This is a genomic window from Flavobacterium sp. (assembly GCF_035760125.1).
Taxonomy (GTDB): Bacteria; Bacteroidota; Bacteroidia; order Flavobacteriales; family Flavobacteriaceae; genus Flavobacterium.
Window position 1 is genome coordinate 1 of record NZ_DASTTN010000279.1, and the last position, 13,802, is coordinate 13,802.

Consider the following 13,802-nt stretch of genomic DNA (forward strand, 5'->3'; position numbering starts at 1 on the left):
ATCCCAATAGTCTTACGATAACTTTCATTTTTAAAAGATGCAAAATGAGTAACCAATCCTTGTTTTGAGGTTAAATAAGACTTTCTCTCAGGGATATTATTGCCCTGACTACTCTTCTCTTTAAAGTTCATATTTAAATCAACCAACACAAATCTTGAAGATATTAAAGAAATATCCGGCATTTCGATATGAGCTGATACCATTAAAAATAATGCATTAGTTTTCAAAGCATCGTCTGGATCTAAAAATCCTAAAATCTGTCCATTTGCAATGCTTGCGCATTTATTTTTAGTATATCCACAGCCTTTGTTTGCCTCATTTAAAAATAGTTTAAACCTAGAATCTTCTCCTATAATTTGTTGTATCATAGCAACTGAATTATCAGTAGAACAATCATCAACAATTATAACCTCCCAGTTTTGATAACTTTGATTTATTATACTACAATAGCAATCACTAAAAAAATGACCATTATTGTAATTTGCTATTAAAATGGAAAATTTCATCTTTTTGATTCTTTTAACTATAAATAAATTTGAAAATAAATCCCACTATACAATTTTATTTTCCCGAATGCTACAACTTAAATCTAGTGTTCCATCAATAAGATGCTCCCGATTATAGATTGGAATAATTATAGAAACAAGCACATTATCCATAAATACTATTTATTTGTTTTTCCAATTCGCTTTGCATCAATTTAGAAGATAAATGTTGCTTTAAAATCAATCTATTATCATTTATTTGATCCAAAGTTAGTAATTCATTTATACTTTGACTATTAAATTCTGTCTCATAGCAATAAACATAAATACCAATTCTCTTTAAATAAAGATAAAAAGGGTTTTGATTACTCAAAAATATTTTGCTTCCATACCATAATAGAGCAATTGTATTTCCTATTGCTTGTTGCCTACGATTATTAAGTATAGCAATCCCACAGTGTTTTATAACTTTATTATATTCTTCTAGTGATATGAAATCTAAAAGCGGATCAAATATATTTTCAAACTGAGTTTTACCTTCATTAATAATTAAATCAATATACTCTGAATTTCCATAACTCAGAGGAACAATTAATTTTTTATCAACTATTTTAATGGTTTTTAACTTGTGAAAAACATCCAAATGATTACCCGTTTTGAATCCTGAATTCCCTATGAGTATATTTGGTCTCTCAATAATTAATTCTTCCGATATTGAAATAATTTGTTCTAATGGATAATACCAAAAAGAAAAGAAAACTTTCTTTTCACCAATTAACTTTTGTATTGTGGAAAATTCTTCTTTAAAAGAACTTCCTAAAAAATCGATCCGATTGAATACTTTTTTTTTGATTTCAAACCCTGACAAAGGCAGATTGGGTTTAATAATTCTATAAAAAGGTCTAACTTTTTCTCTAATTCTATATTTGAATGTTACTGGTTTTGAAAAAAATGTTTTTTGAGTTATTGTATCGAGTAATTTGTTCTCTGAAAAAAATCGAGCATCATTATAAACCTCAAATCCAAAACACATCCAAACCGTTTTAATCTTTTTAGGAAGTATTAAAACAAAAGAATAAAAAGGGGAAGCAAGACTGTGAAAAACAACTAAATCATTATCTCTAATATCATTTGCTAGCAAAATCAATTCTGAAGATTTAACTTTAAAAACAGATTCCTGTTCTTTTACATGAATAAATCCCTTTTCTTCAGAATCAGTTACTATGTAAAAAATATTTTGCTTTGGATAAACACTTTCAAATTGAAAATAAGCCGAATTAATAAACTTCTCATCTTGGGCAATATGGATAATCCGATTAAGCATAATTATAAAAATCTTTAATCGATCTTATAATAGTTTGTTGTTGCTCATCTTTTAATTCATAATAGAATGGCAATCTCAATAAACAATCAGTATATTTATCGGAACAGGGCAATTCAGGAACACTATTCTCTTTGGTATAATAGTCACTTTTATGCAAACTGATATAGTGAAATACGGCGTGTATATTTTGCTTTTTTAAGAACTGAATTAACTGGCTACGTTCTTCAAAACTTTTACATAATATATAAAACATATGTGCATTATTACTCGCATAATCCGGAATATTAGGCAATTTTAGCTTGTCTTTTAATTGCAAATCAGACAATTTTTCATAATATACATTCCAAATTTCTTTTCGCCTTTGTTGAATAACTTCTAAATTCTCTAACTGAGCGTATAAAAAAGCGGCAATCACTTCAGATGGCAAAAAAGACGAACCTGTATCTACCCATCCATACTTGTTAATCTCTCCTCTAAAAAAAGAAGCGCGATTAGTTCCTTTTTCCCATATAATTTCAGCCCTCTCCATAAATCGATTGTCATTAACGGCTAACATACCTCCTTCACCGGAAATAATATTTTTAGTCTCATGAAACGAGAAAGCAGCTAGATGACCAATGCTTCCCAATGCTTTGCCTTTGTAAAAAGAATCAACGGCTTGGGCAGCATCTTCAATAACAATCAGATTATACCTATTGGCTAATTCCATTATCTTGTCCATATCTACAGCCGTTCCTGCATAATGAACAACAACTATAGCTTTCGTTTTTGATGTAATTAACGTTTCAATCGTATTGCAATCGATATTAGGATGATCAGACATAGAATCAGCAAAAATAATTTTTGCTCCCTGACGGATAAATGCTAATGCTGATGACACAAAGGTATAGGAGGGAACAATGATTTCATCACCTGGCACACAATTAATGAGCATAGCGGTCATTTCGAGTGCGTCTGTACAAGAAGTGGTTAACAAACACTTCTTGAAACCATACTTGTCCTGAAAAAACTGTTGGCATTTTTGGGTAAAAATTCCATTACCAGAAATCTTTCCTGATTGAACAGCTTGCTCAATATAGATAGTTTCTTTTCCTGTTAAAAAAGGTTTATTAAAGGGTATCATTTTTTTTGTTCCTAAAGTGATAAATATATTTAATTTCTTCAACTTTATTAAACCCCATCTTTAAATGGAAATTAAAAGATTCCGTATTTCTAAATGAGAATGGACTCTTAATAATCATTATGTCCGTTTCATTTGAAAAAAAACCAAAAGCTTGATCCCATAATTTTCTACCAATACCTAATCTTTTATAATCTGGATTAACTCCTGTTAATGTAAAATAGCCAACATTATTTTCCTCATCTACTTTTATTAAATGAATCCCTATAATTGAATTTAGTTCTTCAACTAGAAATAAGCCATCCGAAAACAATTTATTAAATCCATTATCAATCCATTTTCTATAAAGAAGTTTGGTTTTTTCTGGACCGATAACTTCTTCAATATAAAATCTTGAAACTACAGCAGTTTGTTCGGCTATTTTATAACATTCAATAATTTCCTCTTGAGTAAGACCATTTTTAAAATCATATTTTTTTTGTTTATGAAGATTTTTATCAAATGGCATTGACATTGTAATCATTATATCTACTAAATCTAAATTAGCTGTAAGAACCGTTTCAAGTGAAAGCATTTTTTGATAACTAAACACATAAACAAGATCAAAATTGTGTTCTGCCTCATTTATGAAACCAATTGGATCGAATTGCATTTCATTGTCTAATGAAACACTACCTATTCTTTTTTCAAAAAAATCAGAATCCCAGTCTAATTTGTTAATCTGCTTCATAAAACATCCTTTTGTTTAAGCAAAATAGTATTTCCATTTCAGGATTTATTTATTGTCCAAGGCAAAGAAGGTCTAATTATTCCATTCACTTTTCTCAAATAACCAGATTCTCTCTTTATATCTTTTATTTCAAAAGTCAATAGTTCCATATCCTGAAACAAACCACTCATTCCATCAGTATGAAAATAGACATGCACTTGATATACATCATCGTTTAAAAAGTTAGCAGGAATTTGACAGATTAATTCTGTAATCTTTCCAATGCTGCAATCAAATTTATTACCACTACCAAAGACCACATCCCCTTTTATGGTTCTCAAATCATATCCTATCGAAATTCGCTCCTGTTTAGTTCTATTCACAATTTTCATTCGAAAATCAATAACCGAAGTCACATCTATAACATCGTCTATAAATCCTGTTGATGCATTCTCAATAGCAGCATAAAGAATTTTTACATTTTCATTGCCTTTGGCTTTTTCGATAGAATCAAAACTAATTTTACGTTCAGAAAAAGAACTACTTTGCAAATAATCTGATATTATTTTGGTAGGATTTCCATTTCCGCAAATATTACCATTTTTCATACTTATAACTCGTGTGCAAAGTGTTTCTACTGCAGCCATATTATGACTCACAAACAAAACCGTTCTCCCTTCTCCTCTAGAAATATCCTGCATTTTACCAATGGCTTTCTTTTGGAACTCGGCATCACCAACTGCTAATACCTCATCAATCACTAAAACTTCAGGCTCTAAAAAGGCCGCTACTGCAAATGCCAAACGCACAGTCATACCACTACTATAACGTTTTACAGGTGTATCTATATAACGCTCACAACCTGAGAAATCGATAATTTCATCTAGCTTCGAAGCAATCTCTTTTTTGGTCATACCCAGAATAGCTCCATTTAAAAAGATATTTTCGCGTCCTGTCATTTCGCCGTTAAACCCAGTGCCCACTTCAAGCAAAGAAGCAATACGCCCTCTAGACTTGATACTTCCGGTTGTGGGAGCGGTAACTTTGGACAGTATTTTTAATAATGTTGATTTTCCTGCACCATTTTTGCCTATAATCCCTAAAACTTCACCACGTTCGACTTCAAAATTAATATCCTTCAATGCCCAAACATATTCACTCGAGCCTTTGGTGCTTCGGTCATTGGTATCCCCAATTTTAAGATAAGGATCTTCCTTTCCGCGCACTTGATGCCACCAACGGTTCAAGTCATGACTAAGCGTGCCTGTTCCTACCTGCCCGAGACGGTATTGCTTGGAAATATTTTCGGCTTTTAATATTATATCTTTCATTTATTTTGTTGTGAGTTGTAAGCTGTCCATTCGCTCATACAAAATTCTCATTTCTATATTCACTTCTCTATTCTCTAAACTGTATCTATAAAACTCTTCTCCGTCTTGTTAAAAATTAATAGTCCGATAAAAAAAACTGACATTGTAACACAAAAAGTATAACATAGCCCTAAAACAGATATTTGTCCAACATTCAACAACATAAACCGTGCCGTTTCAATTAGATAGGCCAACGGATTGTATTCAACTAACCAACCATAGGCTGGAAGTTTTTGCTTAATTAACTCCATAGGATACATCACAGCAGACAAATACATCAACAATTGAATTCCAAAACCTAGTAAATAACTAAAATCACGATATTTGGTTACCATGGAAGAAATCAACATCCCCAATCCCAATCCCAAAATCCCCATCAACATGATTAAAACAGGAAAAAATAAAAAGGAACTATTCAGACTCAAAGAAACTCCATTTATGTAATAGAAAATATAAAAAACAACAAAAATAAAAAACTGGATACCAAACTTGATCAAATTCGAAATCACCACGGATAGTGGCGTAATTATTCTTGGAAAATAAACCTTTCCAAAAATCGCCGCATTGGCTTTAAACGTATCCGATGTACCCGTAAGGCAAGAGGTAAAATAATTCCAAACCATAATCCCTGCCAAATTAAACAAAAACGGCGGTACTGTTCCTGTGTCGATTCCGGCCACGGTATTAAAAATGATGGTAAAAGTAATCGAAGTGAACAACGGCTGTATCAAATACCAAAGCGGTCCTAATACCGTTTGTTTATAGACTGTAACGATATCTCTTTTAACGAATAACAACAGTAAATCGCGGTATTGCCAGACTTCATTTAAATTCAAAGAGAAGAACCTGTTCTTTGGAGTTATCTCAAACAGCCAATCATTATTTATGGTATTTCTAGTGTTCATGACATTGGGTCAAATATGATAATTGGAATTTACAATTACCATTTATTTAATAAAAGTGGGTAAATGTAATAATTTTAAAAAGAGAATTTGCGATTAAAACAGTAACAATTATAAACAAAAAAGTTTACAAGGAAATCCCTGTAAACTTTTTCTATATCTATTTTTATAATACTTATTTATCCAAAACTTCAAAAGTGGAATTCATACTCTTAAACTCTGGAACTATAACTTTCATCTTGGCAACAATATCATCATTATCAAAGAAATTGGCTATTCCTATCAACTCATTAATATCAACATGCAAATTTTCAAATTCATCTTGAATTTCCTCAGCAATCATGATTTTTTCATGGTAAGTGGGTATTGTCTTTGCCGTATCGTTTAACAACTCTTCATATAATTTCTCTCCTGGTCTTAGACCTACAATCTCAATCTTAATATCTCTTTCAGGAAGAAATCCTGCTAACTTGATCATTTTTTTGGCTAAATCTAAAATTCTAACGGGTTTACCCATGTCAAATATATATATCTCTCCTCCATTCCCCATTGCACCTGCTTCTAGAACCAACTGACAGGCTTCTGGAATAGTCATAAAATAACGGATAATATCAGGATGGGTAATGGTAACAGGACCACCGCTGGCGATTTGCTTCGTAAACAAAGGAACTACAGATCCATTTGAGCCCAAAACATTTCCAAAACGAGTGGTAATAAATTTAGTAGCATTGTGCTTATTCTCACTTTGGTTTTTCATTTGCAAAGATTGCACATATTTTTCAGCAATCCTTTTGCTCGCTCCCATAACATTGCTTGGATTAACCGCCTTGTCGGTAGAGACCATTACAAATTTTATCACTTCGTATTCACAAGACAAATCAGCCAAATGTTTAGTGCCTTCTATATTGGTTAAAATCGCTTGTGATGGATTTTCCTCCATTAAGGGCACATGTTTATAAGCTGCTGCATGATATACCACTTGTGGCCTATATAATTTAAAAACCCTGCTCATTGCTTCCTTATTCCGCACATCGGCAATGACATTGTGAATCTTTGATTTTGAATGTATTTTTTCCAATTCAAGACTCAAATGATGTAAAGGGGTTTCCGCTTGATCCAAAATAATCACTCTCTTAGGATTAAATGTCAAAACCTGTCTAACTATTTCACTACCAATAGACCCTGCAGCGCCAGAAATTAAAACCGTTTTGTCTTTCAATTGTTTGGAAATAGACTTATTATCCAGAACAATTGGTTTTCTTTCTAATAAATCTTCAATTTGAATATTCTTTACCTTTTGGGAAATCTCCTTTTGATTTTCCCAGTCGGTAATCAAAGGCACTGTATACACTCTATAATTAAATTCCAAACATTGATCCACTATAATCAGTTGCTCTTCCTTTTCCAAACTTTTATCAGCCATAATTACAGCTTCGGCCCCTACAGAACGCATAAGAGAAGGTAATTTTTTCTTTTGAACCAATATCGGTAAATCCAACATCCTTTTGGAAGCATTCTGATTGTTCCTATCAACGAAACCAACAATTTTAAAACGAGTTGGAGTTTCAAATTTTAAGGCATTTGCAACCGAAATAGCATTAGCATCTGTTCCATATATGATTGTTCGTATTAACTTGGTCGTGCTTTTCTCGGAAAGATACAATTCAAAGGTTTGCTTGACAACAACACGGTATAAAAATAGACCACAAAAAGAAAGCACCACATTAATAAAGAGTGCCGTCGTCAAAAATACTCTCTCATTATACAATAACTCATATGCAAAATTAAAAACCAAAAACACCACCAATACCGACATTTGTGAAAACAAAAGTTTTACCGCATCAATATAGGATGAGTGCCTAATAATTCCTGAATAAGTTCTGAACAACCAAAAAAAGAAAATATTAAATCCAAAAAAACAAAAAATAAAAAATACATCATGAGTTGTATTGATATACTTCAAACCTGTACCTCTAAAAATAAGCAAGGTAAAGAAAAAGGTAACTATCAAAACTGAAAAATCAATCATAACTATTATCCACCTTGGTAAATAACTTAAGTTACGAATGCTTAATCTTAAATTGGCTCTTGAAAAAAATCCAGAATACATGGAATTTTCATTCATATTATACGGTATTTAAATTTCTAAAAAGAAACGAAGTATGAAAACAAAAATACAAATAATAATGTTTGCAGAAATGAATTATCACAATTGAATAAAATCTTTTTGACAAAATACATAAATTAGGGCATCAACTACTTATTCTTAAATAAACTAACCTTTTCTATTCAAATATTTTTTTAAAAAAAATAGAAATTATCTACAATTCTGTTTTAAGTCTATTAAATATTAACTTAAAAGTGTCTCCTATAATTTTCAAATCCCCACAAAAAGTTTGATTATAATAATACTCTAAATTCATTTTTACTTTATCGGGGAAAATAATTTTATCATTATAGTCTAAAAAAGAGGCTTGTTTACCCAATAACTCCTCTTCATTGTAATATTTCAAAGATGCCAAACTGGTTAGACCTGGTTTTAATTTAAGTATCTTCCGATTCTCGCCTTCTAACAAGTCATAATAACCTACAATATCAGGTCTTGGTCCCACGATACTCATCTCACTTTTCAAAACATTAATCATTTGTGGCAACTCGTCTAGCTTATAGTTACGGAGGAATTTTCCAATTTTAGATATTTCAAAAGTTTCTAAATTGGAAGTCATTTGCATAGTCCTCAATTTATATATTTTGAACTTTTTACCGTATTGTCCAATACGTTCTTGAATAAAAATCCCATTGGTTCCCGTATCAATAATAGCCATAAACCAAGTTATGATCAATAACCAAAAAAATAAAGAAAGTGCAAATACCGAAAATGAGATATCGAAAAGCCGCTTAAAAATTGATCTCAATTGAATAGTATTTTAGGCAAAAGATTTTTTTTTTACTTACAACAAACATTAAACTTTCCCAAAATTAATTTTTTGAACAACCTTGTTTCTCCCCCATAAGTAAACCATAATTTGAAATAACAAAAATGAAACAACGATGGGAAAAGACAATATTCCTTTATTGTCCAAATAAATCAGCACAACATTTATAAACAATTGAATACCTGAATAAAATAAAGACACTACAATATGGGAATAGCCTAATTCATTGGCTAAATACTGATACAAATGAGATCGATGGGGCTCAAGAATATTTTCTTTCTTTTTGATACGAGTAAAAATAGTAATAACAGCATCAATACCATAAACTGATAAAAAGATTAAATACCCTATTTGACCCGAAATCAAAATCGTTTTAATCATGAAATAGCCTAAAAACAACGCCATGCTGATACTTCCAACATCTCCTGCAAATGTTTTGGCTTTTTTTCTAACATTGAAAATTCCAAAGACACAACAAGACAATCCCATTGTGATTAATAAAGGAAGGCTCTCTTTATTTATTTCTAAAAAAGAAAAGCTAAGGATAGAAACAAATGCATACAACACAGTTATCCCATTGATACCATCCATAAAATTAAACGCATTTACCCAACCAATCAACAAAATAAAAATAATTGGTAAAAACCAAATTGTTTGGGAAAATAAATTTAAATCATAAAATACTAACCCAATCGCTATGGCATGTGACGTAAATCTAGGCAATTGTGACAAAGGCTTTATATCGTCTATAAAACTAATAGCAGCCACCAAAACTATTGCTAACATTACTGTCCAAGAAACGTATCCCAGTAAACAAGCAATTAAAATGGCTATTGTAAAAATAATTCCCCCTCCACGCAAAGTAATCGATGTATGTGAAGAGCGGCTATTGGGTTTGTCGATAATATTGTAATAATCAGCAATTTTGAAATAAATCAATTCAATGCCGATGAATAAAATTAATAAAACTATATAAGTCATTTCAAAAATTGTTTTTATGTATTTTCTGCAGTTTGCTTTCCGTTACCTAATTTTCTATATTCTATTCCAATGACAGACAACAGTCAATTAAACAACTATAATTTATGTTTCAAAAGTCCCAACAGATATTCTCCATAACCTGACTTTTTTAAAGGTTCAGCCAAATCTATCAACTGTTGCTCTGTTATAAAACCTTGTCTCCAAGCAATTTCTTCGATACAACCTACTTTCAATCCTTGACGTTCTTCTAAAACTTGTACAAATTGTCCCGCTTGCATCAAGCTATTAAAAGTTCCTGTATCCAACCAAGCAGTACCTCTGCTTAAAATCCCAACTTTCAGAGCTCCTTTTTCCAGATACACTTTATTTACATCAGTAATTTCATACTCCTCTCTAGCACTTGGTTTAATGTTCTTCGCAATTTCCACAACCGAATTATCGTAAAAGTACAATCCAGGAACTGCATAATTTGATTTTGGTTCCAAAGGCTTCTCTTCTATAGAAAGTGCTTTTAAATTTTTATCAAATTCTACTACGCCATATCTTTCTGGATCCGAAACATGATAGGCGAAAACAACTCCTCCATCGGGTTTTGTATTTGACTGCAATAGTTCATGCATATTGGCTCCAAAGAAAATATTATCTCCTAAAACTAGTGCAACTGAATCAGAACCGATAAATTCTTCTCCAATCACAAAAGCCTGTGCTAAACCATTTGGAATAGCTTGCTCCTCATAACTAAATTTACAGCCAATTGTAGATCCGTCACCTAATAATTTTTTAAAATTAGGCAAATCGTGTGGAGTCGAAATGATTAATATTTCATTAATCCCCGCCATCATCAAAGTTGATAACGGATAATAAATCATGGGTTTATCATAAACGGGCATCATTTGCTTACTCATAGCTAATGTTAACGGGTGTAAACGGGTGCCAGATCCACCGGCCAAAATTATTCCTTTCATTTTCTTTTAAGTTTTATCTAATTAAGAATAAGACTTTTGCAAGCTCAAATCTAATTATTTATTTCTATTTTTTTATAATTGATTGTATTTTAATCTAGCCTAGTAACTCCATACATCTAACCAAACTTTCCTTATAATCAGGAACAACAACACCAAAAGTTTTTTTTATTTTGGTTTTATCCAATAAAGAATACTGAGGGCGTTTTGCAGGTGTAGGATAAGCTGAAGATGGTATTCCGCTAATTGCGCAATTAAAACCACCTATTTCTTGAATTGCTAAAGCAAATTCGTACCAACTGATTTCTCCTTCATTCGAAAAATGATAAATTCCAGCCTGCCAATGATTGTGAGTGATAATAACCATTATGGCTTGAGCCAAATCGGCAGCATAGGTTGGACTTCCTATTTGATCATTGACAACATTCAAACTGTCTCTTTCTTGCATCAAACGAGACATCGTTTTTACAAAATTGGTTCCAAAACTAGAATACACCCAAGAAGTTCTAATGATAATAGAAGATGGATTTTCAATTTGGCAAGATATTTCTCCAGATAATTTAGTTTTCCCATATACATTAATTGGTCCTGTTGTAGCTGATTCATTTAAAGCTGTTGCAGCTTTCCCATCAAAAACATAATCTGTAGAAATGTGAATAAACTTGCAATTGTTATTCTCACACCATTTTGCCATAACCGCAACCGATTGATTATTGAGAATATCAGATAATTCTAACTCAGTTTCTGCTCGATCCACAGCGGTATGCGCCGCACAATTAATTATAAATTGTGGTTGGATTTTGGATAATTTATAATCTAAAATATCCAAATTACACAAATCCAATTCTTTCCTATCTGTAAAAAACCATTCGAATTGGGCATAGTTTTTTGACAAAACGTTCAACTCCGAACCTAATTGCCCATTGACACCAGTGACTAGTATTTTATTATTCAAAACTCCAATCTATTTCATTAAAACTAGGCAAAATCACATCTTTATCAGAAACAATTACTTCTTCAGGACTCACTTGCCAATCAATAGCTAAAGTAGAATCATCATAACGAATTCCTCTTTCACTTTCTTTGTGATACAATTGGTCTACTTTGTACATCACAGAAGCTGTTTCACTCAAAACAGAAAACCCATGAGCAAAACCGTGGGGCACCATCAATTGTTTTTTATTGGTTGCGCTCAAAATTACACTCACATGTTGCCCATAGGTAGCAGAGTTTTTACGTAAATCTACAGCAACATCAAGTATTTCCCCTTCCAAGACTCTCACCAATTTCGCTTGTGCAAAAGGATTAATTTGCAAATGCAAACCACGAATAACACCTCGTTTGGAGAAAGATTGATTATCTTGGATAAATTGATACTCAATTCCGTTTTCAAAAAACTTAGCTTTATTATACGCTTCAAAAAAATACCCGCGTGAATCTTCAAAAACCGTTGGTGTTATAATTACTAAATCTTTTATGGCTGTTTTTTCAATTGTCATTTTTTTATTTTATTTTTTAAATGATTCGAATGTTATTAATAATCCTGTCCTCGTATTTACTGGAAGAGGTTTTCCTATAGTTGTTACTATTTTCTGATTACTTACCACATAATTCTCAGTTAATTTTTGCAAACGTTCTGAATTTAAAGGCAAATGTAAATAATCACCCAACTGGGCTATTCCTTTTATCCAAGAAGCAGGTATAGACCAGATACTACCTTTTTTCTCTAAACTTGTTCCCAACAGTCGAATTAGCTCATTAGTTGACAATGGTTCATCGTCAGCAATTTGATAAACTCCTGAAGGAATAGAAGTATTTTCTAAAAGCTCTTTTATAACAAAACAAAGATTTTCAATACTTAAAAAAGAGCGTTTATTCTCAAAAGCACCTAGGGGCCATGGTAAGCCTTTGGAAACTAATTGATATAACAAATTTAAGTTCCCTTTGTTTCCTGGTCCGTGAATCATGCAGGGTCTTAAGAGATAAACTCTTTTTCCTTGTGGTAATTCCTGAGATAAAATATAGTGTTCAGCTTGCTGTTTGGATATTCCATAATGTGTTTGGGGATTAGGAATAACACCTTCCGTCAATATTCCCTCAACGCCATCAGCTACCGCTTTTACAGTACTCATAAATATAAAAACAGAAGCTTTAGATAGTAAGAAAGAGTCAAACAATTGTTTTGTCAATTCAAAATTAGCTTCATAATAATCCGTTGGGTTAGATACATTTTTTAAATCATGCGCTTTGCCCGCCAAGTGAATTATGGCATCTGTATCAAATTCAAAAACCTGATTCTCCAGATAACGAACACTCTTGGAACTAATTCCATGGGATTTTTCAAAATAGTTTTCAAGATTAGTCCCAACAAAACCTGAACTTCCAGTAATAGTAATATTCATTTTAATTTAATATAGACTTATATAGCTTAAGAATTGCCGGATACACCTTGTTTTCTGAAAATTTTCCTTTATATAATTCCTTACTTTGCATTCCCAAATCAATAAGATCTCTTTCTAAAATACGTAAAATTGCATTCTTAATTGCACTGACACTTTTCGCCTTTATCAATTCTCCATTTTCACCGCTAGGTATCAAATGATTACAGCCAGGCATATCAGTAGTAATGATAGGCTTACCCATAGCCATTGATTCCAGCAAAAATCGTGGTGTTCCTTCCCTATAATAGGTTGGCATAATACTCACATCGCATGACGCTATTAACAAATCTACATCGGAACGTTTTCCCAAAAATTTTATGTTACTGTAATCTTTTGTAAGTTCTTGTAGCTCCTTAGGTGTTACCGATGAAGGGTTCTCTTCATCACTCCAACCAACTAATAATAGATAAATGGGAGCAATCGCTTCTTTCTGAGCTTTCACAAAACCATCAATAAGTTCTATAATTCCTTTTTCTTTTAACAATCTCGAAACAAACAAAAAAACCTTAGTATCCGAGTCTGGTACGCCAATTTCTTTTTTCAAATTTTTAATTTCTTCTTTCCTTGTCTCC

The 13,802-nt window shown here is 31.9% G+C and carries 14 protein-coding genes; all 14 read right to left on the bottom strand.

Annotated features, from left to right (window positions below):
- A partial coding sequence (locus VFS71_RS10090; protein WP_326401070.1) for a glycosyltransferase family 2 protein occupies positions 1–506 on the bottom strand: 506 nt, incomplete at its 3' end.
- 145 nt (positions 507–651) lie between these two features.
- Positions 652–1,809, bottom strand: a complete 1,158-nt coding sequence (locus VFS71_RS10095) for a TDP-N-acetylfucosamine:lipid II N-acetylfucosaminyltransferase (RefSeq protein WP_326401071.1) — start codon at positions 1,807–1,809, stop codon at positions 652–654.
- Entirely contained in the window at positions 1,802–2,932 is a 1,131-nt protein-coding gene (rffA, locus tag VFS71_RS10100; protein ID WP_326401072.1) for a dTDP-4-amino-4,6-dideoxygalactose transaminase, read from the bottom strand. Before rffA ends, VFS71_RS10095 begins: the two co-directional genes overlap by 8 nt.
- Positions 2,919–3,659 carry a GNAT family N-acetyltransferase gene (locus tag VFS71_RS10105; protein ID WP_326401073.1) on the bottom strand — a complete coding sequence of 247 codons (741 nt, stop codon included), beginning with the start codon at positions 3,657–3,659 and terminating at the stop codon, positions 2,919–2,921. Before VFS71_RS10105 ends, rffA begins: the two co-directional genes overlap by 14 nt.
- Before the next feature lie 38 nt (positions 3,660–3,697).
- Positions 3,698–4,969 carry an ABC transporter ATP-binding protein gene (locus VFS71_RS10110; RefSeq protein ID WP_326401074.1) on the bottom strand — a complete coding sequence of 424 codons (1,272 nt, stop codon included), beginning with the start codon at positions 4,967–4,969 and terminating at the stop codon, positions 3,698–3,700.
- A gap of 74 nt (positions 4,970–5,043) precedes the next feature.
- Entirely contained in the window at positions 5,044–5,913 is an 870-nt protein-coding gene (locus VFS71_RS10115; RefSeq protein ID WP_326401075.1) for an ABC transporter permease, read from the bottom strand.
- 172 nt (positions 5,914–6,085) lie between these two features.
- Positions 6,086–8,035: a nucleoside-diphosphate sugar epimerase/dehydratase gene (locus VFS71_RS10120; protein WP_326401076.1), complete on the bottom strand. Its 1,950-nt coding sequence runs from the start codon at positions 8,033–8,035 to the stop codon at positions 6,086–6,088.
- Positions 8,036–8,231: 196 nt separating this feature from the next.
- Positions 8,232–8,825, bottom strand: coding sequence for a sugar transferase (locus VFS71_RS10125; RefSeq protein ID WP_326401078.1), 594 nt, complete (start codon positions 8,823–8,825; stop codon positions 8,232–8,234).
- Positions 8,826–8,873: 48 nt separating this feature from the next.
- On the bottom strand, positions 8,874–9,827 hold the full coding sequence (locus VFS71_RS10130) for a glycosyltransferase family 4 protein (protein ID WP_326401080.1): 954 nt from the start codon (positions 9,825–9,827) through the stop codon (positions 8,874–8,876).
- A 95-nt stretch (positions 9,828–9,922) separates the two neighbouring features.
- The gene (rfbA, locus tag VFS71_RS10135; protein WP_326401081.1) at positions 9,923–10,792 is read right to left on the bottom strand and encodes a glucose-1-phosphate thymidylyltransferase RfbA; all 870 of its coding nucleotides are present in this window, start codon (positions 10,790–10,792) and stop codon (positions 9,923–9,925) included.
- 94 nt (positions 10,793–10,886) lie between these two features.
- Complete coding sequence (gene rfbD / locus VFS71_RS10140) at positions 10,887–11,744, bottom strand: dTDP-4-dehydrorhamnose reductase (RefSeq protein ID WP_326401082.1); 858 nt, start codon at positions 11,742–11,744, stop codon at positions 10,887–10,889.
- Positions 11,737–12,288 (bottom strand): dTDP-4-dehydrorhamnose 3,5-epimerase, encoded by a 552-nt coding sequence (rfbC, locus tag VFS71_RS10145; RefSeq protein WP_326401083.1) that lies wholly within the window; start codon positions 12,286–12,288, stop codon positions 11,737–11,739. The genes rfbD and rfbC overlap by 8 nt, the downstream gene beginning before the upstream one ends.
- 9 nt (positions 12,289–12,297) lie before the next feature.
- The gene (locus VFS71_RS10150) at positions 12,298–13,191 is read right to left on the bottom strand and encodes an NAD-dependent epimerase/dehydratase family protein (RefSeq protein ID WP_326401084.1); all 894 of its coding nucleotides are present in this window, start codon (positions 13,189–13,191) and stop codon (positions 12,298–12,300) included.
- 1 nt (position 13,192) lies between these two features.
- On the bottom strand, positions 13,193–13,802 hold a 610-nt coding region (locus VFS71_RS10155; RefSeq protein ID WP_326401085.1), incomplete at its 5' end, for a glycosyltransferase.

Excerpts from the sequence above, each read along its gene's own strand:
- VFS71_RS10095 (WP_326401071.1), bottom strand. The coding sequence starts at position 1,809 with ATGCTTAATCGGATTATCCATATTGCCCAAGATGAGAAGTTTATTAAT.
- rffA (WP_326401072.1), bottom strand. The coding sequence starts at position 2,932 with ATGATACCCTTTAATAAACCTTTTTTAACAGGAAAAGAAACTATCTAT.
- VFS71_RS10105 (WP_326401073.1), bottom strand. The coding sequence starts at position 3,659 with ATGAAGCAGATTAACAAATTAGACTGGGATTCTGATTTTTTTGAAAAA.
- VFS71_RS10110 (WP_326401074.1), bottom strand. The coding sequence starts at position 4,969 with ATGAAAGATATAATATTAAAAGCCGAAAATATTTCCAAGCAATACCGT.
- VFS71_RS10115 (WP_326401075.1), bottom strand. The coding sequence starts at position 5,913 with ATGAACACTAGAAATACCATAAATAATGATTGGCTGTTTGAGATAACT.
- VFS71_RS10120 (WP_326401076.1), bottom strand. The coding sequence starts at position 8,035 with ATGAATGAAAATTCCATGTATTCTGGATTTTTTTCAAGAGCCAATTTA.
- VFS71_RS10130 (WP_326401080.1), bottom strand. The coding sequence starts at position 9,827 with ATGACTTATATAGTTTTATTAATTTTATTCATCGGCATTGAATTGATT.
- rfbA (WP_326401081.1), bottom strand. The coding sequence starts at position 10,792 with ATGAAAGGAATAATTTTGGCCGGTGGATCTGGCACCCGTTTACACCCG.
- rfbC (WP_326401083.1), bottom strand. The coding sequence starts at position 12,288 with ATGACAATTGAAAAAACAGCCATAAAAGATTTAGTAATTATAACACCA.
- VFS71_RS10150 (WP_326401084.1), bottom strand. The coding sequence starts at position 13,191 with ATGAATATTACTATTACTGGAAGTTCAGGTTTTGTTGGGACTAATCTT.